Source organism: Pseudomonas sp. FP198 (assembly GCF_030687895.1).
GTDB lineage: Bacteria > Pseudomonadota > Gammaproteobacteria > Pseudomonadales > Pseudomonadaceae > Aquipseudomonas.
On the sequence record NZ_CP117452.1, the window covers coordinates 1,248,829 to 1,268,863 of the forward strand.

The window sequence follows — 20,035 nt, forward strand, 5'->3', positions numbered from 1 at the left end:
TATTTGTCGGATAGGGCTTAGAGCGTGCCAAACACTTTCTTGGCCAAACTGGTCGCCGCGGCCGCCGGGTTCTGGCGGATCGTTGCTTCCTGCTTGGCGATCATCTCGAACAGACCGTCCAGCGCCTGCTCGGTCACGTAGTTCTCGACGTTGGCGCTCTTGGTGTCCACCACGCCGAGTGTCGCAGCCTGGCCGGCGAAGGCGTTGTATTTCTGGACTAGGCCGACCTTGTCGGTGGCTTGCTTGACGATCGGCAGGAACTTCGCGCGAATCTGCCCGCGGCTGCTCTTGTTCAGGTATTGCGTGGCCGAGTCGTTGCCGCCGCTCAGAATGCCCTTGGCATCCGTCACGCTCATGTTCTTCACCGCATCCACCAGGATCGGCTGGGCCTGCACCACGGCGGCTTCGGCAGCCTGGTTCATGCTGGTTTCCAATTGATCGACCTGAGCGCCCATGCCGAAGGCCTTCATCTTGCTGGCGACTTTACCGAGCTTGCCCGGCAGCTCGATCTTCACCTCGGGGTTGTTGCTGAAACCGCCGGGCTTACCCAGTTGCTTGACCGCGATCTGGGCGCCTTGGGTGAGCGCATCCTTCAGGCCGCCCGTGGCGTCCTTCTGCGAGAGATCACCGAGCGACAGGGCCATGGCGTTGGCGCAGATCAACAGGCCGGCGCAGAGGCCGGTGAAACGGAGGGTAGGGCGGAGCATGGGCACTTTCCTTGAACGTTTGAAAGGGAATCAGCGTACGGCATTGCCAGGGATCTTCATATTCAGGGCGCCCGAATGCAACCAGGCGCCCAGGGTTCACTCCGCAGCCGTCGGAACGCCCTGATCCGCCGCATCTTCGCTGCGGTGCAACGCCACCTGGCGGATCGACAGGCGAATTTCCGCCGGCAGCACCCGCTTGGCCGCGCCTTCGGCCAGCTCGCCGAGCAGTTCGTGATAGCTCAGCTTGCCTGCTTCGTCGCGCCGCAGGACATCGAGGTCGAGCATCGTCTGGATGAAGTGGCGGAACAGGCTCTTGTCGAAGAACTCCGGTGCGTTCAGCCCATGCAGGATCGACAGGCGCTGGGCCATGACGGTGCAGAGGTCTTCCAGTTCTTCGGCGCTGATGCTGTTCTGCCCGCTGTTGAGCAGCAGCGAGACGGTCATGTAGAAGCGTTGCAAGGTCTGGGCGATGCTTTTCGACAGCAGCGTCAACAGCACGAAATGCCGCGAACTCGGCGCCGGGCGCAGGTAGAGATCTTTTTCGAAACGCAGCAGGCCCTGCTCGACGAACGCGTCGAGCCACTGGTCGACCACCGCGTCCAGTTCTTCCAGCGACCAGCGGATGAACAGCTCCGATTGCAGGTAGGGGTACAAGGCCCGGGTGTAGCGAAGGATCTGTTCGCGACTCATGCGCGAGCTGCTCTGGAAGAAACTGGCGAGCAGCGCCGGCAGGGCGAAGATGTGCAGGACATTGTTGCGGTAGTAGGTCATCAGCACTGCGTTCTGCTCATCCAGATACAGAATCTTGCCCAGGGCATCCTTCTGTTCCGACAGCAGGTCCATGCCTTTGACGTGCTCGATCAGCGCCTGGCCGTCGCCTTCGGGCAAGGTGGTGTGCGGCGAGTACGGCACTTTGCGCAGCAACGCGAGGTACAGGTCCAGCACGCGGGCCATGGCGTGATCGTCCAGGGCCAGACGGCTGGTGGACAGCAGCGCGAGCGCGACCAGGTTGACCGGGTTGATGGCCGCGGCTTCGTTCAGGTGGCGGGCGACACGTTCGCCGAGGCGGTTGGTGGTCGCGTTGAGCCAGTCGGGTTTGAATTGCGGTCCGAGTTCCTGCTGGCGCCAGCCGGGTTGTTCGCCGTCGAGGAACTCCGCCAGCTTGATTGGCTCGCCGAAGTTCACCGCGACCTGGCCAAAGCGTTGCTTGAGGGCGCCGATGACCTTGAAGATGTCGAAGATCGACTCCTTCTTCTTGCTCGCACCCCGCAGTTCACCGAGGTAGGTGCGGCCTTCCAGCACGCGCTCATAACCGATGTACACCGGCACGAAGACGATCGGCATGCGCGAGGAGCGCAAAAAGCTACGCAGGGTAATGGCGAGCATGCCGGTCTTCGGCTGCAGCATGCGTCCTGTCCGCGAACGGCCGCCTTCGACGAAGTACTCCACCGGGAAACCCTTGGTGAACAGCGTGTGCAGGTATTCGTTGAACACGGCGGTGTAAAGCGGGTTGCCCTTGAATGTGCGACGCATGAAAAACGCGCCGCCACGGCGCAGCAGGCCGCCGATCACCGGCATGTTGAGGTTGATGCCGGCGGCAATGTGCGGTGGGGTCAGGCCATTGCGAAACAGCAGGTATGACAGCAGCAGGTAGTCGATATGGCTGCGATGGCAGGGTACGTAGATAACTTCGTGGCCTTGGGCAACGTTCTGCACGCCTTCGATGTGGTTGACCTTGATGCCATCGTAGATCTTGTTCCAGAACCAGCTCAGCACCACTTCCAGGAAGCGGATCGCGGTGTAGGTGTAGTCCGAGGCAATCTCATTGCCATAACGCAGGGCCTGCGCCTTGGCTTTTTCGGCCGGGATCTTTTCCCGCTCGGCCTCTTCGAGAATGGCCTGCTTGACCAGCGGCTGGTTCAGCAGCCCCTTGACCAGGTTGCGCCGGTGGGAAATGTCCGGGCCGATCACCGCTGCTTTCAGATTGCGGAAGTGCACCCGCAGGATCCGCTGGGCCATGCGCACGGTGCGTTCATGGCCTTTGTCGTGCTCGATCAGTTCGCGCAGATGAATTGGCGCGGAGAACTGCACCCGCGTCTTGCGCCCGAGAATCATGATGCTCAGCAAGCGGCGCAGGCGCCCGGTGACCGCCCAGCTGTCGGCGAACAGCAGCTTCCAGGGGCTGGATTCGCTGTCGGGCGACTGGCCCCAGAAGACGCTGACCGGAATGATCTGGGCGTCTTCGGCGGCGTTGTGGGTCAGTTCGTCGACCAGCCGCGTCAGGGTCGGCGGCGCACCGCGTTTGTCCTGGCGCCCTAGCCAGTCCGGCGCCGGCGTCAGGTAGAAAAACGCCGCCGGCTCCAGCAGGCCGCCCACCGAGACGGGCAGCACCGGACGTGGCAGGCCGGCCTTGGTGCACTCGGTGTCGAGCACCGCCAGATCGGTGAGCGAAGGATCTTGCAGGACGTAGAACACCGGACGACTGCGGTCGAGGTTGAGGGTGAAGGACGACTGGTTGATGGTCTCGGAGCGAACCCAGAGGTACAACAGTCGGCGCAGGGTGCCAAACACAAGACGGCGGAACGGGGAGCGGGTCATACGGCTTCTGCGTGAGTGGATAGAGCAAGCGGTACTAGTGTGCCGGATTCACCGAAAATCGGCAAAAAAGCGGCGAAGTAAAGTCAGTTGAGAGTTTTTCCGGGTGTCATATACTCGGCCAGTGACTGCCCCGGCCTCCCGACGGACGGTGGGACGGCGGCTGAAGCGCGTACGGCTTTCCCTCGAAAAGCCGGCTCAGAAAACAAGAACGGGAGTGAGCATCATGGCAGCACGCGAAACTGGCAGTGTGAAGTGGTTCAACGACGCCAAGGGTTATGGCTTCATCCAGCGCGAAGGCGGGGCGGATGTGTTCGTCCACTACCGCGCGATCCGTGGCGACGGCCACCGTTCACTGACCGAAGGCCAGCAGGTCGAATACGCGGTGGTGGAAGGGCAGAAGGGCTTGCAGGCTGAGGATGTGGTGGGGTTGTAACCCGCATTCACTGGCTACACAAAACCCATTGTGGGAGCGAGCTTGCTCGCGATAGCGGTGTATCAGCCAATACTTCATCAACTGTCACACCGCTATCGCGAGCAAGCTCGCTCCCACATAGGGTCATTGTTCACATTGGATCTTTCATAGGCATGGCGATTGTGGCATGCCTCCAAGCCTTACGCCGTCTTCCAGGTAATCTCTTCTTCCCCATCGGCGCTGATGCGAATCCAGCGATCCGCCGAATCCTCGCCTTCTTCTTCCACCCATGATCCCGGCGCGCAGCGCACTTCGACGTTCAGCGCGGCGAAGGCGGCGCGGGCGCAGGCGATGTCGTCTTCCCACGGGGTCTGGTCACTTTCCAGGTACAGGCTGTTCCATTTGCCTACAGCCTTGGGCAACCAGGTCACCGGGATGTCGCCGGCCTTGCACTTGTACGTCTGACCTTTCTGCACCCAGTCGCTGCACGGGCCGAGGGCCTGGCCGAGCCAGGCGGCGATCGCCTTGTGGTCGACGTCGGCGTCCTTGAGGTAAATCTCGATATCGGGTTGGCGCATGGATGTCCTCACTGCGGTCTCGAAAAATCCATTCGCGGATTTAACTGGCCCCGGACAGTTGTCCGAGGCCCGGAATAAAAAATTTACTGAAGAACGAAATAATCGTAGCGCATCGACACGCTGACCTCGAACGGCTCGGCCTGCTCGATCACGCTGGCGCGGCGTTCGGCGCTGGCGCGCCAGCCGTGGGGCGTCATCGCCAGCAGGTTGGCGCGATCCTGGCCGTTGTCGAGCGTGAGCTTGAACTCAAGGGTTTCACTGTGATCCAGCGCCATCCCCGACGGCACCAGGGCCAGGTGTTTGTCATCGGTGTATTCGCGAACCTCGTCATACAGCCGCTCGCGCAGCTCCATCAGGTGGCCGCGGGTAGGCCCGACTTTCATCAAGCCGCCGCCGGGGCTGAGCAGGCGCTTGGCCTCCTGCCAGTCCAACGGGCTGAACACGCTGGCGAGGAACTGGCAGCAGCCGTCGGCCAGCGGCACCCGCGCCATGCTGGCGATCAACCAGGTCAGCTGGGGGTTGCGTTTGCAGGCGCGCTTGACGGCTTCGCGGGAAATATCCAGGGCGTAGCCATCGGCGCCGGGCAGGGCATCGGCGAGTTGCGCGGTGTAGTAACCTTCGCCACAGCCAATGTCCAGCCAGCGTCCGGGCCCGCGTTCGGCGGCCAGTTCAGCCAGGCGCCGGGCGACCGGGGCGTAATGGCCAGCGTTGAGGAAATCGCGGCGGGCCTCGACCATCGCCTGATTGTCGCCAGGGTCGCGGCTGTTCTTGTGCTGCACCGGCAGCAGGTTCAGGTAACCCTGCCGCGCGCGGTCGAAACGATGCCCGGCGGGGCATGCCACGCCGTTGTCCACCGCATTCAAGGGTTCATTGCAGATCGGGCAGGCGAGCATCAGGCGAGCAACTTGATGAGCGTCTTGTAGTAGATCTCGGTCAGCACGTCGAGATCGGCGGCCAGCACGCGTTCGTTGACCTGGTGGATCGTCGCGTTGACCGGCCCCAGCTCAACCACTTGAGTGCCCATGGTCGCGATGAAGCGACCGTCGGAGGTGCCGCCGCTGGTGGAGGCCTTGGTCTCGCGGCCGGTGACGTCCTTGATGCTCGACGACACGGCGTCGAGCAGCGCGCCCGGTTCGGTGAGGAACGGCAGGCCGGACAACGCCCAGTCGATGTTCCAGTCCAGTTGATGCTTGTCGAGGATGTCGGCGACCCGCTGCTGCAGGCCTTCGACGGTGGATTCGGTGGAGAAGCGGAAATTGAACACGGCTTCCAGGTCACCGGGGATCACGTTGGTCGCGCCGGTGCCGGAGTTGAGGTTGGAGATCTGGAAACTGGTCGGCGGGAAGAAATCGTTGCCGTGATCCCAGTGCTCGGCGGCCAATTCGGCCAGGGCGGGCGCGGCCAGGTGGATCGGGTTCTTCGCCAAGTGTGGATAAGCCACGTGGCCCTGCTTGCCGCGCACCGTCAGTTTTGCGCCGAGGGAACCGCGACGGCCATTCTTCACCACATCACCCACCAGCGTGGTGCTCGACGGCTCGCCAACGATGCACCAGTCCAGGCGTTCCTGGCGGGCCTTGAGGCGCTCGACCACGGCTTTGGTGCCATGGTGGGCCGGGCCCTCTTCGTCGCTGGTGATCAGGAAGGTGATCGAGCCCTGGTGATCCGGGTAGTCGGCGACGAACCGTTCGGCCGCCACGACCATCGCCGCCAGGCTGCCTTTCATGTCCGCGGCGCCACGGCCGCAGAGCATGCCCTGTTCGTCGATGATCGCATCGAACGGGTCGAGCTGCCAGGCCTGCACCGGGCCGGTCGGGACCACATCGGTGTGACCGGCGAAGCACAATACCGGACCGTCATGCTTGCCATGGCTGGCCCAGAAGTTATCCACATCCTCGATACGCATGGGTTCGAGCTTAAAACCGGCGTCGCCCAGGCGCTGCATCATCAGTTTCTGGCAATCGGCATCCACCGGCGTCACGGACGGACGGCGGATCAGGTCGCAGGCGAGTTGCAGGGTCGGCGAGAGGTCGGCGTGGGCCGTCATGGAAACTCCGGAAAATAGTGTGGACGCAAGGCTTTTACTGGCGCGGGCTGGTTCGCGCAAAATGGCGGTTATCTTATAGCAAAACGACCGCCATGGGCCCCTGGTGCGGGACAGGAGGAATACAAATCCTGTGGGAGCGAGCTTGCTCGCGATGGCGGTGGATCAGTCGATACTCTATTGAGTGGACAGACGCCATCGCGAGCAAGCTCGCTCCCACAAGAAGGATGGAGTTTCATTTTGCGAACGGCTCGAATTGCTGCGGCAAAGCCCTATAATGCGCGCCGGTTTTTGGGGTAATGGTCATGAGTACAGAAGATCCACGGTTCGCCGGCATCGCCCGTTTGTATGGCATCGAAGGCCTGGAGCGCCTGCGGGCGGCCCATGTGGCGATTGTCGGCGTCGGCGGCGTTGGTTCCTGGGCGGCGGAAGCCATTGCCCGTTGTGGCGTGGGCGAGATTTCGCTGTTCGACCTGGATGACGTCTGCGTCAGCAACGCCAACCGTCAGCTGCACGCCCTGGACAGCACTGTCGGCAAGCCCAAGGTCGAGGTGATGGCCGAGCGGCTGCGGGGGATCAACCCCGATTGCACCGTGCACGCGGTGGCCGACTTTGTCACCCGCGACACCATGGCCGAGTACATCACGCCGAACATCGACTGCGTGATCGACTGCATCGACAGCGTCAACGCCAAGGCTGCGTTGATCGCCTGGTGCAAGCGCCGCAAGATCCAGATCATCACCACCGGCGGCGCGGGCGGGCAGATCGACCCGACGCTGATCCAGGTCTGCGACCTCAACCGTACGTTCAACGATCCGCTGGCCTCCAAGGTGCGCTCCACCTTGCGCCGCGACTACGGTTTCTCGCGCACGGTGACCCGTCATTACAGCGTGCCCTGCGTGTTTTCCACCGAGCAATTGCGCTATCCGAAACCGGACGGCAGCATCTGCCTGCAGAAGAGTTTTGTCGGCGACGGCGTCAAGCTCGACTGCGCTGGCGGGTTTGGCGCGGTGATGATGGTCACCGCGACGTTCGGCATGGTCGCGGCGACCAAGGCTGTGGACAAGATCGTCGCGGGTGTGCGGCGGCCGGCGGACCGGCTTAAGCCCGAGGTTTGAAGGTGGGGCTGATGGCCTCATCGCGAGCAAGCTCGCTCCCACATTGGATCGGGCTGAATGCGGTATTTGCGTATATCCTGATCCCCTGTGGGAGCGAGCTTGCTCGCGATGCTTCTGGCGGTTATCCAGCCAGCTCGCGCATCCGCTTCAACACCGCATTCAAGCCATTGCTGCGCGAAGGCGACAGCTGCCGTGACAACCCCAACTGATTGAACCAGTCCGGCAAGTCGACCTGGCGCAAATCCTCAGCCGACAACCCGTTGACCCGCGCCAGCAACAACGCCACCAACCCGCGTATCAAGCGCGCATCGCTGCTGGCGGAAAACTGCCAGTGCCCATCATGCAGCCGACCCACCAGCCACACCTGGCTTTCACAGCCGTTGACGAGGTTGGCCTCGCACTTGTCTGCATCGCTCAGCGGTGGCAAGCGATCGCCCCACTGCATCAGCAGCCGGGCGCGTTGCTCCCAGCCGGAGGCGTCCTGAAAAATCCGCAGCGCCGCAGCGGCATCGGCCGGCAGGCTCATCGCAGCATCTCCAGGGCCTGATCCAGCGCCTCGAAGAACCGCTCGATATCGGCGGAGTCGTTGTACAGCGCCAGCGATACACGAATCGCCCCGGAAAGCTTCAATTGCTTGAACAGCGGCATCGCACAGTGATGCCCGGCGCGCACGGCGATGCCTTGCTCGGTCAACAGATGCGCCAGATCGGCGTTATGAACGCCTTCGACGCCGAAGCTGACCAGCGCCAGTTGTGGGTTGCCCACCAGCCGCACGCCGTTGCGCGCCAGCAGGCCGTGAAGCAGATAATCGTGCAGTGCGGTTTCGTGATCGATAACCGCCTGCCCGTCGAGATCGGACAGGTAGTCGAGCGTCGCTCCCAGGCCGATCACGCTGGCGGTGGGCGGCGTGCCGGCTTCGAAACCCAACGGCGCCGGGCGGAACGTGGCGCTGTGGTAATCAGCCGTTTGCACCATTTCGCCGCCGAACTGCCAATGACGCAATTGAGCGAGGGCTTCGGTACGTCCGAACAGCACGCCCAGGCCTTCGGGACCGTAAAGCTTGTGGCTGGAAAATACATAGAAATCGCAGCCCAGCGCTTCCACATCATGGCGACCGTGGACCACGCCCTGGGCGCCATCGACCACCGTCAGCGCACCTTGCGCCTTGGCCATCGCCAGCAGCGCCGGCACCGGTTGCCAGGTGCCAAGCACGTTGGACAACTGGCTCACCGCCAGCAGGCGGGTGCGCGGACCGATCAGCCTGGCGGCGGCCTCCGTATCGATCACCCCGTCGGCATCCAGGGGCAGCACCACCAGCGCCAGCGAGCGGCGCTCGGCCAGTTGCTGCCAGGGCAGCAGGTTGGCGTGATGTTCGAGGGCGCTGATGACAATCTCATCGCCCGGGTTGAACAGGTGTTCCAGCCCATAGGCCAGCAGGTTCAGCGCCGACGTGGCGCCGTGGGTAAAAACGATCTGTCCGCAATTTCCCGCATTGAGCCACTGGGAAACCTTGAGCCGGCTGTCCTCGAACGCCTGGGTGGCCAGTGCACCGGGCAGATGTTGCGCCCGGTGCACGTTGGCCGCGCCGTTGGCGTAGTAATGCGCCAGGGCGTCGAGCAGGGCTTGGGGTTTCTGTGTGGTGGCGGCGTTGTCCAGATAGGTCTGGCCTTGCCGTTGCAGGGCGGCGAGGGCCGGAAAATCGGCACGCCAGGAGGATTGAATCAACATGCTTTCGGGCCCTGCTGGAGTTACGCCGGACCCTGTGGGAGCAAGGTTGCTCCCACAGGTGAGGTGTGAAGCGGTTCAGTTATGCGCGTGCAGTGCTTCGTTCAGCTCGATGGCCGACTTGTGGGTCTTGCATTCCACTGCGCCGGTCTCGGAGTTGCGCCGGAACAGCAGATCCGGCTGGCCGGCCAGGTCGCGAGCCTTGACCACTTTGACCAGTTGGTTGTTCTCATCCAGCAGCGCGACCTTGGTGCCGGCGGTCACGTACAGGCCCGACTCCACGGTGTTGCGATCGCCCAACGGAATGCCGATGCCGGCGTTGGCGCCGATCAGGCAGCCTTCGCCAACCTTGATCACGATGTTGCCACCACCCGACAGGGTGCCCATGGTCGAGCAACCGCCGCCCAGGTCCGAGCCCTTGCCGACGAACACACCCGCCGAGACCCGGCCTTCGATCATCCCCGGCCCTTCGGTACCGGCGTTGAAGTTGACGAAACCTTCGTGCATCACCGTGGTGCCTTCGCCCACATAGGCGCCCAGGCGCAGGCGCGCGGCGTCGGCGATACGCACGCCGGCCGGAACCACGTAGTCGGTCATCTTCGGGAATTTGTCCACCGAGAACACTTCCAGTAACTCGCCACGCAGACGGGCTTCGAGCTGGTGCTCGGCCAGTTCGGCCAGGTCGATCGCGCCCTGGCTGGTCCAGGCCACGTTCGGCAGCAGTGGGAAGATGCCGGCCAGGTTCAGGCCGTGAGGCTTGACCAGGCGATGGGACAACAGGTGCAGCTTGAGGTACGCCTCAGGCGTGGATGCCAGTTGGGCATCTTCGGCCAGCAGCGTGGCGACCAGCGGCTTGTGGCTTTCAGCCAGGCGGGTCAGCAGCTTGGCTTGCGCGGCGTCGACGTTGCGCAGCGCTTCAGCCAGTTGCGAGGCCTGGGCCGTGGTGAACGTGATGGCCTGGTTGCCTTCGCTGTAGCCAAGGATCGGCGCGATGGCGGCAACGATCTCGACCGACGGGTTGAGCAGCGGTTGGGCGTAGAAGACTTCCAGCCAGGCGCCTTCACGGTTTTGAGTGCCGACACCAAAGGCCAGGCTGAACAGGGTAGTGGACATGAAAATTACCTCAACAAAATGGACTGGGCAGGCTTACTTGATCTCTGCCGCATAGATATCTGGCTTGAAGCCAATCAGGGTTCGGTCACCGAGATCGAGCACCGGGCGCTTGATCATCGAGGGTTGGGCGAGCATCAGTTCGATGGCTTTCGTCTGGTCGAGATCGGCTTTGCGTTCGTCGTCGAGTTTGCGAAAGGTCGTACCGGCACGGTTCAACACCACTTGCCAGCCATGCTCGTTGCACCATTGGGTCAGGTGCTCACGGTCGATGCCGGCAGTCTTGTAATCGTGAAAGTCATAGTGCACCGCGTGTTCATCGAGCCAGGTGCGGGCTTTTTTCATCGTGTCGCAGGCTTTGATGCCGAAAAGGTGCAACGTTTTGCTTGAATCGGTCAAGGAACTGCCCCCTTTGCAGGTGCTGGAAATAAAAGGTGAAGGATTATGCCATGACCGGACGGTTTCGCGGCGGCCCAGGTTGATGCGCTGCAAAAACCTGTGGGAGGTGGATTGCGACATAGGTGTAACGGCCAGGCCAATGCTAAGCGGTTAATATGGCACTTCAACGGCAAGCTGTTGCCGGATGTGTGTGGCTGTCACTGGAAAGCTGTTATGCAAAGCGCCTATACCGTCCTGATCCTGTTGATGCTGGTGGGCGTCTCGCGCCTGGTCGGACGATTGATCCCGCTGCCGTTGCCCCTGGTGCAGATCGCTGCTGGCGCCGTGCTGGCCTGGCCGTCGCTGGGGCTGCACGTGGCCCTTGATCCCGAGTTGTTCCTGTTTCTGTTCCTCCCGCCGTTGCTGTTCTCTGACGGCTGGCGCATGCCCAAGCGGGAACTGTGGCGCCTGCGCGGGCCGGTCCTGACGCTGGCGGTCGGGCTGGTGTTGTTCACGGTGGTCGGGGCGGGTTATTTCATCCATTGGTTGTTGCCGAGCATTCCGTTGCCGGTGGCCTTCGCCCTGGCAGCGGTGCTGTCGCCGACCGACGCGGTGGCCGTGTCGGCAATTGCCCGGGACCGCTTGCCCGCGCCGTTGATGCACATGCTCCAGGGCGAGGCGCTGATGAACGATGCGTCGGGCCTGGTGACTTTCAAGTTCGCTGTGGCGGCGGCCATCACCGGGGTGTTTTCCCTGGCCAGTGCCAGCCTGACTTTTGTCTTGGTCGCTGTCGGTGGCCTGCTGGTAGGCGTGGCCCTGAGTTGGCTGGTGGGCCGTCTGCGGGCTTGGATGATCGCCCGGGGCTGGGACGACCCCGCTACCCATGTGGTGTTCATGCTGTTGCTGCCGTTTGCCGCTTATGTGCTGGCTGAACGCCTGGGCGCCTCGGGCATTCTCTCGGCGGTGGCGGCGGGGATGATGCAGAGCTGGCTTGACTTGCTGCCGCGCCAGACCGGCACGCGGTTGCTCAATCGCAGCGTCTGGGCGCTGTTGGAATTTGCCTTCAATGGCTTGATTTTCTTGCTGCTGGGCTTGCAGTTGCCAGACATCATCAAGGCCGTGACCAGCCACGAGACCACGTTGTGGCCGATGTTGTTCTATCGCTGCCTGGATGTGGTGGCGATTTTCCTGGTGCTGCTGGTGTTGCGTTTTGTCTGGGTGCAAAGCATCTGGCGCTTGTCCGGGCTGTTGCGCCGTTGGCGCGGCAAGGGCGAGTTGACCCTGGTGCCGACCGCGCGCTCTTGCTGGTTGCTGACGTTTGGCGGCGTGCGCGGGGCGGTAACGCTGGCGGGCGTGATGTCAGTGCCGTTGCTGTTGGGGGCGGGTGAGGCGTTTCCCGAGCGCGACTTGCTGATCTTCATCGCTGCGGGGGTGATTCTGCTGTCACTGGTCGCCGCTTGCATCGCTTTGCCCCTGCTGTTGCGCGGCGTCGAGAAGGGGCCGGACGACAAGCGCCGCAACGAAGTCCGTGAGGCTTGGCGTAAAACCGCTGAAGCGGCGATTCATGCCTTGGAAGTGGAGGAGCCCGCCGAGACAGCCGCGCCTGACGCGGCCACGGCGGCTCTGGCGACGGAGGTCAAGGCGCGGCTGATGTCCGAGTATCGTCATCAGCTTGAGGTGTTCAACGACTCGGCCGAAGCCCAGGCGCTGGCGTTCGAGATGGACTTGCTGGAGCGCCGATTGCGTTTGAAGGCGTACCGAGCGCAGCGGTTGGAGTTGTATCGGCTCAGTCGTGAGCACCAGATTGGCGATGATGTGTTGCGTGAGGTGCTGGCGGAGTTGGATTTGGCGGAGGCCAATTTGCGCTTGGGCAAATAAGTAGTGGGCCGGAGCCTTGGATTTGATGCCGTGAGGGCCGGCCTCATCGCGAGCAAGCTCGCTCCCACAGGAGATTAGTTTAAGCACAGGTTTGTGAACAACACCCATCCACTGTGGGAGCTTGCTCGCGATAAATCAGCCGAACACAATGTCCCGTCGAAGCGACGGCTCTGTGGCTAGGGAGCAAGCTCCCTCGCCACGACAGCGGTCCGTTTCGGCTTGATAGCCATCAACCCCGGCGCTGGATGAATGCGCGGATTCGTTCCGCCGCTTCCACGCATTCGGCCAATGGCGCGACCAGGGCCATGCGCACGCGACCGGAGCCGGGGTTGACGCCGTCCACATCGCGCGACAGATACGAGCCTGGGACGACCGTCACGTGTTCCTGTTCGAACAGGTCACGGCAGAATGCCGCGTCGTCGCCGGCCACGTTCGGCCACAGGTAGAAGCTGCCATCGGGGCGTTGCACGTCGAGCACCGGGCTGAGGATTTCCAGCACCGCGTCGAATTTTTCCCGGTACAGCGCGCGGTTGGCCCGGACGTGCACTTCGTCGTTCCATGCGGCAATGCTCGCCAGTTGGGTCTGAACCGGCATCGCGCAACCGTGATAGGTGCGGTAGAGCAAAAAGCCCTTGAGGATGTCGGCGTCGCCAGCAACGAAACCGGAGCGCAGGCCGGGCAGGTTGGAGCGCTTGGACAGGCTGTGGAACACCACGCAGCGCTTGAAGTCCTTGCGACCCAGTTCGACGCAGGCGCTGAGCAGGCCTGGCGGCGGGGTCTGTTCGTCGAAGTAGAGCTCGCTGTAGCACTCGTCCGCGGCGATGACGAAGTCGTGCTCGTCAGCCAGGGCGATGAGCTTCTTCAGCACGTCCACCGGGATCAAGGCGCCGGTCGGGTTGCCCGGGGAGCAGAGGAACAGGATCTGGCAGCGTTTCCAGATGTCCGACGAGACGGCATCGAAATCCGGGTTGAAGCCGTTCTCGTCCAGGCACGGCAGGTAGTGCGGCTTGGCCCCGGCCAGGAACGCTGCGCCTTCGTAGATCTGATAGAAGGGGTTCGGGCTGACGACCAGGGCGTCATCGCCACGGTTGACCACGGTCTGGGTAAAGGCGAACAAGGCTTCTCGGGTGCCGTTGACCGGCAGCACATGGCGCGCTGGGTCGAGCCAGCCGTCCGGCACGTTGAAGCGGCGCTCGCACCAACCGGTGATGGCTTCGCGCAGCTCGGGGATGCCGAGGGTGGTTGGGTACACGGCCATTTTTTCCAGATTGCCGGCCAGGGCTTCAGCCACAAAAGCGGGCGAGCGATGCTTGGGTTCGCCGATGGACAACGCGATCGGGCGCTTGTCCGGATTGGGCGTGACGCTGCCGAGCAAGGCGCGAAGCTTCTCGAACGGGTAGGGCTGGAGCTGGGACAGGGCGTTGTTCATCGGGGGCCTCGTTCAATGTGGGCACTGCCCCTTGTGGGAGCGAGCCTGCTCGCGAATACGCTGTGTCAGTCGACAAAACCATGACTGACCCGCCGCTTTCGCGAGCAGGCTCGCTCCCACAGGGGGAATATGTTCGTTCAGATGCTGATGCGCGTCAGGTTGATGTCGGGTTCCTGGTTGACGCTCAGGTGCCGCACGATCGCTTCCTGCAAGCGGCTGCACAGCTGCGGGTCGGACAGCGGCTGGTTATGGGCGTCGGTGATGAAGAATACGTCTTCCACCCGCTCGCCGAGGGTGGCGATCTTGGCGTTCTGCAGCGACAGGTCGAATTCCAGGAAAATATGGCCGACCCGCGCCAGCAGGCCCGGGCGGTCCGGTGCGCTGAGTTCCAGCACGGTAACCTGGCGCTGTGCGTCGTTGTGGATCGTCACTTGCGGCGCAAAGGCAAAATGCTTGAGCTGGCGCGGCACCCGGCGCTGGATGATGGTCGGGTAGTCCGCCGGGTTGCGCAGGGCTTCGGTGAGTCCATCGCGAATCTGCTTGACCCGCGCCGGGTTGTCGCCGATCGAGTCGCCGTCAGTGTCGAGCACGATGTAGGTGTCGAGGGTGAACTGGCTGCTGGACGTGATGACCCGGGCGTCATGGATGTTGAGGTTGAGCTGGTCCATCGCCGCCACGGTCACGGCAAAGAAATCGTGCTGGTCCGGGGCGTAGATGAAGATCTGCGTACCGCCCTCGAATTCGCGCTGGGTGGTTTCCTTGATCAATACCAGCGGCCCGCCATCGGCCGGCTGCTGGAGAATCGCATCGGTGTGCCAGGCCACATCGCCGGCGGTATGGCGCAGGAAGTAGTCATCGCCCAGTTGCGACCAGAGTTGCTCGACATCATCCGGATCGGTGCCGCCGCGTACCAGGATGTCCAGGGCCGCGCTCTGGGTGCGGCGGATCTGTTCTTCGCGGTCCACCGGGTTTTCCAGGCCACGGCGCAGGGCCCGCTTGGTCTCGGTGTACAACTGGCGCAACAGGCTCGCGCGCCAGGAATTCCAAAGGGTCGGGTTGGTGGCGTTGATGTCGGCCACGGTCAGCACGTAGAGATAATCCAGGCGGGTTTCATCGCCAACCGCCTGGGCGAAATCGTGGATCACCTGCGGGTCGGACAAGTCCTTGCGCTGGGCGGTGGTCGACATCACCAGGTGGTTTTGCACCAGCCAGACGATCAGCCGGCTGTCCCACACCGGCAACTGGTGCCGCTGGCAGAACGCCTCGGCATCCACCGCGCCAATCTCCGAATGGTCGCCTTGGCGGCCCTTGCCGATGTCGTGATACAGCCCCGCCATGTAGATCAGCTCGGGCTTGGGCAGCTTGGCCATGAGCTTGCTGGCCAGCGGGAATTTCTCCGACACCTGGGTGTACTGCAACTTGCGCAGGTGTTTGATCAGGTTCAGCGTGTGCGCATCGACCGTATAGATGTGGAACAGGTCGTGCTGCATTTGCCCGACGATGTAGCCGAACTCCGGCAGATACCGCCCGAGGATGCCGTAGCGGTTCATGCGCCGCAGGTTGCGGTGCACGCCGATCTTGCACTTGAACAGCTCGATGAACAGGCTGGTGTTGCGGATATCGTGGCGAAAGTCGTCATCGATCAGGTGACGGTTTTCCCGCAGCAGGCGGATCGTGTCGGCGCGCACGCCCTTGATTTCCGGCTGCTGGGCCATGAGCACGAAAATCTCGAGCATGGCAAACGGCGTGCGGCGAAACACGTTGGCGTGGCGCGCCTCGATGTAGCCGTCGTGCAACTGGAACCGGGAGTTGATCGGCTGCGGCGGCGCCTCGTCTTCCGGCGCGAGGATGACTTCCTCGAAGTGCTGGATGATCAGTTCGCTGAGCTGGGCGATGCTCATCACCACGCGGTAGTACTGCTGCATGAAGTTTTCAATGGACTGCTTGGCGTCCTGGCCTTCGAAACCCAGCAGGCCGGCGATGGAGCGCTGGTGATCGAACAGCAGGCGGTCCTCGGAGCGCCCGGCGAGCATGTGCAACGCGTAGCGGACCTTCCAGAGGAATTCCTGGGAGGAGGCCAGCAGGGCGTTCTCGCTTTCCACCAGGAAACCTTCGCCGGCCAGGGCGCGCAGGTTCAGCGTGCCGTACTGGCGACGGGCGACCCACAGGATGGTCTGGATGTCCCGCAGCCCGCCCGGCGAGCCTTTGACGTTGGGTTCCAGGTTGTACTCGGTATCGTTGTACTTGTGATGGCGAGCCTTCTGCTCGGCGCGCTTGGCGAGGAAGAAGTCCTTGCTCGGCCACATGTGCGCCGTGCTGGTAACGTCGAGCATGCGCTGGCGCAAGCGCTCGGGGCCGGCAATGGTGCGGCTTTCCATCAGGTTGGTGATCACCGTGAGGTCGGCGCGGGCCTCGTCGGCGCATTCCTGCACCGAGCGCACGCTCTGGCCGACTTCCAGGCCGATGTCCCACAGCAGCGTGAGGAACCGCTCGATGGAATCACGAAAAATCTCGTGGTCGGCGCTCTCCAGCAGGATCAGCAGATCGATATCGGAGTAGGGGTGCAGTTCGCCCCGCCCGTAGCCGCCCACGGCGACCAGGGCGATGTCGGCGTCTTCGCTCCAGTTGAACTGCTCCCAGGCCTTTTGCAGGATGTTGTCGACGAACCAGGCGCGGTCCTCGATCAGCCGGCGAATATCGCGGCCACTGCGAAAGCGCTGGTCGAGCACTTCGTGGGCCTGGCGGATCGCCTTCTTGAATGCCGAGATGGGGCTTGCCTTCAGGGCCAGTTCAGCCTGGAACTGGCCGCGGTCGAAGAGTTCGGGATCCACCTGCGGCATTGAATGGCTTTCCTTTCTATCTATATCTATCGGATCGGTCAGGCTGGGTTCTGATCAGGCGGAAACACGGGGAATGGTGTCATCGCTGCGCAGGGTGAAGATCTCGTAGCCAGTCTCGGTGACCAGCAGCGTGTGCTCCCACTGCGCCGACAGCTTGCGGTCCTTGGTGATGGCGGTCCAGCCGTCGCCCAATACCTTGGTGTCGGCGCGGCCCTGGTTGATCATCGGCTCGATGGTGAAGGTCATGCCCGCCTGCAGTTCCATGCCGGTACCGGCGCGGCCGTAGTGGAGGATCTGCGGTTCTTCGTGGAACACCTTGCCGATGCCGTGGCCGCAGAACTCCCGCACCACCGAAAAACCGTTCTTCTGCGCGTGCTTCTGGATCACTTCGCCGATGTCACCCAGGCGGCAGCCCGGCTTCACCAGTTCGATGGCCATGTACATGCATTCCTGGGTGACCTTGGACAGGCGCTCGGCCCACTCCGGTACGTTGCCGACGTGGAACATGCGGCTGGTATCGCCGTGGTAGCCGTCCTTGATGACGGTGACGTCGATGTTCAGGGTGTCGCCATCCTTCAACGGTTTCTCGTTGGGGATGCCGTGGCAGACCACGTGGTTGATCGAGGTGCAGATCGACTTCGGGAAGCCTTTATAGTTGAGCGGAGCCGGGATGGCCTTCTGCTCGTTGACGATGTAATCGTGGCAGATGCGGTCCAGCTCTTCGGTGGTGACGCCCGGCTTGACGTAGTCGGCAATCATTTCCAGCACTTCGGCGGCAAGTTTGCCGGCGACACGCATTTTGGCGATGTCCTCGGGAGTCTTGAGGGTGACGGTCATACAGGCTCTCTCTGCGCCCGACGGCGCTGTTCAAAACGGAATGGGCGGCGGATGATGTCGTCGCGGCCCTGAAAAAGGCGATTCTACCAGACGATCAGCGCAAATCCGCGCCTGCGTGCATCGCTTCTCTCTATAAGGGTGCCTATTTCCAGGCAGTGAGCGGGCGGCGTGCAAGCGCTTCGCCAGGTTTTCAGAATCCGGGTTTCGTTTTCATCCTTGCTGTGGTATAAAATGCGCCGCTTTCCGGGGATGACCCCGTAAGCTTAAATCCACACACGTGTCGACACGATGACCTGGGTGCCTTCGGCTTTTACAGTCGCTGGTTGGTCATTGGGATACGTGGAGGCCAAACCCGACTTACCAAGGAACTATCATGTCCCAAGTCAATATGCGCGATATGCTGAAGGCCGGTGTGCACTTCGGCCACCAGACCCGTTACTGGAACCCGAAAATGGGCAAGTACATTTTCGGCGCGCGCAACAAGATCCACATCATCAACCTTGAAAAAACCCTGCCGATGTTCAACGAAGCACTGACCTTCGTAGAGCGCCTGGCCCAGGGCAAAAACAAGATTCTGTTCGTCGGCACCAAGCGTTCCGCTGGCAAGATCGTTGCTGAAGAAGCAGCACGTTGCGGTTCGCCGTACGTCGATCACCGCTGGTTGGGCGGCATGCTGACCAACTTCAAGACCATCCGCGCTTCCATCAAGCGTTTGCGTGACCTTGAAGTCCAGTCCGAAGACGGTACTTTCGCCAAGCTGACCAAGAAAGAAGCGCTGATGCGCACTCGCGATCTTGAGAAGCTGGACCGCTCCCTGGGCGGTATCAAGGACATGGGCGGTCTGCCTGACGCGCTGTTCGTGATCGACGTTGATCACGAGCGCATCGCGATCACCGAAGCCAACAAGCTGGGTATCCCGGTCATCGGCGTTGTCGATACCAACAGCAGCCCGGAAGGCGTTGACTACATCATCCCAGGCAACGATGACGCCATCCGCGCCATCCAGCTGTACATGGGTTCGATGGCTGACGCTGTCATCCGTGGTCGCAACAATGTAAATGGCGGCACCGAAGTCTTCGCTGAAGAAGCTCCGGCAGCAGCCGCTGAGTAATTGACGCCCTGGCGTTGACTCAGTAAGCAAAAAGGGGGCTTGGCCCCCTTTTTGCCACCTCGAAAACCACTTGTCGCCAGCGCAGCTACCTGTTTGTAACCTGCCGCGGTCTATAAGCAGTGGTTTTTCAGGAAGAATTGATCGCCCGTTCGGTCGGGTGGAATGGTTGAAAACCTATCCAAGAGGATTTTGAAATGGCAGAGATTACTGCAGCGTTGGTCAAAGAACTGCGCGAGCGTACCGGCGAAGGCATGATGGACTGCAAGAAAGCCTTGACCAAGGCTGGCGGCGACATCGAGAAAGCCATTGATGACATGCGCGCTTCGGGCGCCATCAAGGCTGCCAAGAAAGCCGGCAACATTGCCGCTGAAGGCGCGATCGGCATCAAGGATGACGGTAAAGCTGCCGTTATCATCGAAGTCAACTCGCAGACCGACTTCCTGGCCCTGCAAGACGACTTCAAGGCGTTCGTTGCCGCCAGCGTCGAAAAAGCATTCGCCGACAAACTGACCGACGCAGCTCCGCTGATCGCCGCTCAGGAATCGGCTCGTGAAGCCCTGGTTGCCAAAGTAGGCGAAAACGTCAACATCCGTCGTCTGGTTCGCGTCGAAGGCGATGTTGTCGGTTCTTACCTGCACGGCAACAAGATCGGTGTTGTTGTGGCCCTCAAGGGCGGCAACGTCGAGCTGGCCAAAGACATCGCGATGCACGTCGCTGCCAGCAACCCTGAGTTCCTGCTGCCGTCGGAAGTTTCCGCTGACGCCATCGAGCGTGAAAAAGCTGTGTTCATGCAGCTCAACGAAGACAAGATCAAAGGCAAGCCAGCCGAAATCGTTGAAAAAATGGTTGCCGGTCGTATCACCAAGTTCCTGGCAGAAGCCAGCCTGGTTGAGCAGGCGTTCGTCAAGAACCCTGAAATCAAGGTCGGTGAACTGGCCAAGAAGGGCGGCGCTGAAATCGTTTCCTTCACCTACTTCAAAGTGGGCGAAGGCATCGAGAAACCAGTAGACAACTTCGCTGAAGAAGTAGCTGCTCAGCTGGCTGCCAGCAAGCAATAAGACAATTTGTATAACTGTCGCCCTGAAGAGGCTGCCCGCTCACGCGCGCAGCCTCTTTTCGGATAAGGATGCCGATTTATATTGGTTTCCTGTCGGAACTGGCTTACAAAGCCGTGTTCCGATGGCGCTGTGTCAGCGTCAAGCTAGAGTGAACGCAGGCTGCAAACAGCCCGCAACAGAATTTTTTGAAAAATACGCCGCAGGAGAGATTCGCA

Annotated in this window: 17 protein-coding genes; 5 read left to right on the forward strand and 12 right to left on the reverse strand. The window is 61.9% G+C overall.

Going from position 1 to position 20,035, the window contains the following annotated elements; translation table 11 throughout:
* Positions 1-17: 17 nt before the first annotated feature.
* Positions 18-707: a DUF4197 domain-containing protein gene (locus tag PSH78_RS05815; RefSeq protein ID WP_305499077.1), complete on the reverse strand. Its 690-nt coding sequence runs from the start codon at positions 705-707 to the stop codon at positions 18-20.
* Between the two features lie 96 nt (positions 708-803).
* The gene (gene plsB, locus PSH78_RS05820) at positions 804-3,305 is read right to left on the reverse strand and encodes a glycerol-3-phosphate 1-O-acyltransferase PlsB (protein ID WP_305499078.1); all 2,502 of its coding nucleotides are present in this window, start codon (positions 3,303-3,305) and stop codon (positions 804-806) included.
* Between the two features lie 223 nt (positions 3,306-3,528).
* Between plsB and PSH78_RS05825 the strand changes: the two genes are divergently transcribed.
* The gene (locus PSH78_RS05825) at positions 3,529-3,738 is read left to right on the forward strand and encodes a cold shock domain-containing protein (RefSeq protein WP_186611178.1); all 210 of its coding nucleotides are present in this window, start codon (positions 3,529-3,531) and stop codon (positions 3,736-3,738) included.
* 179 nt (positions 3,739-3,917) lie between these two features.
* On the opposite strand, the gene PSH78_RS05830 is transcribed toward PSH78_RS05825, so the two are convergent.
* The 3 genes from PSH78_RS05830 to dapE all read right to left on the reverse strand — a co-directional run bounded on the left by PSH78_RS05830 (position 3,918) and on the right by dapE (position 6,339).
* A complete protein-coding gene (locus PSH78_RS05830; RefSeq protein ID WP_305499079.1) occupies positions 3,918-4,295 on the reverse strand; it encodes a hypothetical protein in 378 nt (125 codons plus the stop codon).
* Between the two features lie 83 nt (positions 4,296-4,378).
* On the reverse strand, positions 4,379-5,188 hold the full coding sequence (locus PSH78_RS05835) for a putative RNA methyltransferase (protein ID WP_305499080.1): 810 nt from the start codon (positions 5,186-5,188) through the stop codon (positions 4,379-4,381).
* Positions 5,188-6,339, reverse strand: a complete 1,152-nt coding sequence (gene dapE / locus PSH78_RS05840; RefSeq protein WP_305499081.1) for a succinyl-diaminopimelate desuccinylase — start codon at positions 6,337-6,339, stop codon at positions 5,188-5,190. The genes PSH78_RS05835 and dapE overlap by 1 nt, the downstream gene beginning before the upstream one ends.
* 302 nt (positions 6,340-6,641) lie before the next feature.
* Between dapE and tcdA the strand changes: the two genes are divergently transcribed.
* Positions 6,642-7,454, forward strand: coding sequence for a tRNA cyclic N6-threonylcarbamoyladenosine(37) synthase TcdA (tcdA, locus tag PSH78_RS05845; protein ID WP_370871066.1), 813 nt, complete (start codon positions 6,642-6,644; stop codon positions 7,452-7,454).
* A gap of 121 nt (positions 7,455-7,575) precedes the next feature.
* Here the strand turns inward: tcdA and PSH78_RS05850 are convergent, their stop codons facing one another.
* From PSH78_RS05850 to PSH78_RS05865, 4 genes are all read right to left on the reverse strand, one after another.
* Positions 7,576-7,980 carry a SufE family protein gene (locus tag PSH78_RS05850; protein ID WP_305499083.1) on the reverse strand — a complete coding sequence of 135 codons (405 nt, stop codon included), beginning with the start codon at positions 7,978-7,980 and terminating at the stop codon, positions 7,576-7,578.
* Positions 7,977-9,182, reverse strand: a complete 1,206-nt coding sequence (locus PSH78_RS05855) for an aminotransferase class V-fold PLP-dependent enzyme (protein WP_305499084.1) — start codon at positions 9,180-9,182, stop codon at positions 7,977-7,979. The genes PSH78_RS05850 and PSH78_RS05855 overlap by 4 nt, the downstream gene beginning before the upstream one ends.
* A gap of 75 nt (positions 9,183-9,257) precedes the next feature.
* Positions 9,258-10,292 (reverse strand): 2,3,4,5-tetrahydropyridine-2,6-dicarboxylate N-succinyltransferase, encoded by a 1,035-nt coding sequence (gene dapD, locus PSH78_RS05860; RefSeq protein WP_305499085.1) that lies wholly within the window; start codon positions 10,290-10,292, stop codon positions 9,258-9,260.
* 33 nt (positions 10,293-10,325) lie between these two features.
* Positions 10,326-10,634, reverse strand: coding sequence for an arsenate reductase (locus PSH78_RS05865; protein WP_235195312.1), 309 nt, complete (start codon positions 10,632-10,634; stop codon positions 10,326-10,328).
* A 267-nt stretch (positions 10,635-10,901) separates the two neighbouring features.
* Here PSH78_RS05865 and PSH78_RS05870 point away from each other — a divergent pair, with 267 nt between their 5' ends.
* Positions 10,902-12,545: a Na+/H+ antiporter gene (locus PSH78_RS05870; RefSeq protein ID WP_305499086.1), complete on the forward strand. Its 1,644-nt coding sequence runs from the start codon at positions 10,902-10,904 to the stop codon at positions 12,543-12,545.
* Between the two features lie 229 nt (positions 12,546-12,774).
* On the opposite strand, the gene dapC is transcribed toward PSH78_RS05870, so the two are convergent.
* From dapC to map, 3 genes are all read right to left on the reverse strand, one after another.
* Complete coding sequence (gene dapC, locus PSH78_RS05875; RefSeq protein WP_305499087.1) at positions 12,775-13,974, reverse strand: succinyldiaminopimelate transaminase; 1,200 nt, start codon at positions 13,972-13,974, stop codon at positions 12,775-12,777.
* 137 nt (positions 13,975-14,111) lie between these two features.
* Positions 14,112-16,814, reverse strand: coding sequence for a [protein-PII] uridylyltransferase (locus tag PSH78_RS05880; protein WP_305499088.1), 2,703 nt, complete (start codon positions 16,812-16,814; stop codon positions 14,112-14,114).
* Positions 16,815-16,868: 54 nt separating this feature from the next.
* A complete protein-coding gene (gene map, locus PSH78_RS05885; RefSeq protein WP_030139491.1) occupies positions 16,869-17,651 on the reverse strand; it encodes a type I methionyl aminopeptidase in 783 nt (260 codons plus the stop codon).
* A 373-nt stretch (positions 17,652-18,024) separates the two neighbouring features.
* Between map and rpsB the strand changes: the two genes are divergently transcribed.
* Together rpsB and tsf are read left to right on the forward strand one after the other, a co-directional pair.
* Positions 18,025-18,762 (forward strand): 30S ribosomal protein S2, encoded by a 738-nt coding sequence (gene rpsB / locus PSH78_RS05890; RefSeq protein ID WP_003198231.1) that lies wholly within the window; start codon positions 18,025-18,027, stop codon positions 18,760-18,762.
* Between the two features lie 194 nt (positions 18,763-18,956).
* A complete protein-coding gene (gene tsf / locus PSH78_RS05895; protein WP_024619613.1) occupies positions 18,957-19,820 on the forward strand; it encodes a translation elongation factor Ts in 864 nt (287 codons plus the stop codon).
* Positions 19,821-20,035: the final 215 nt, after the last annotated feature.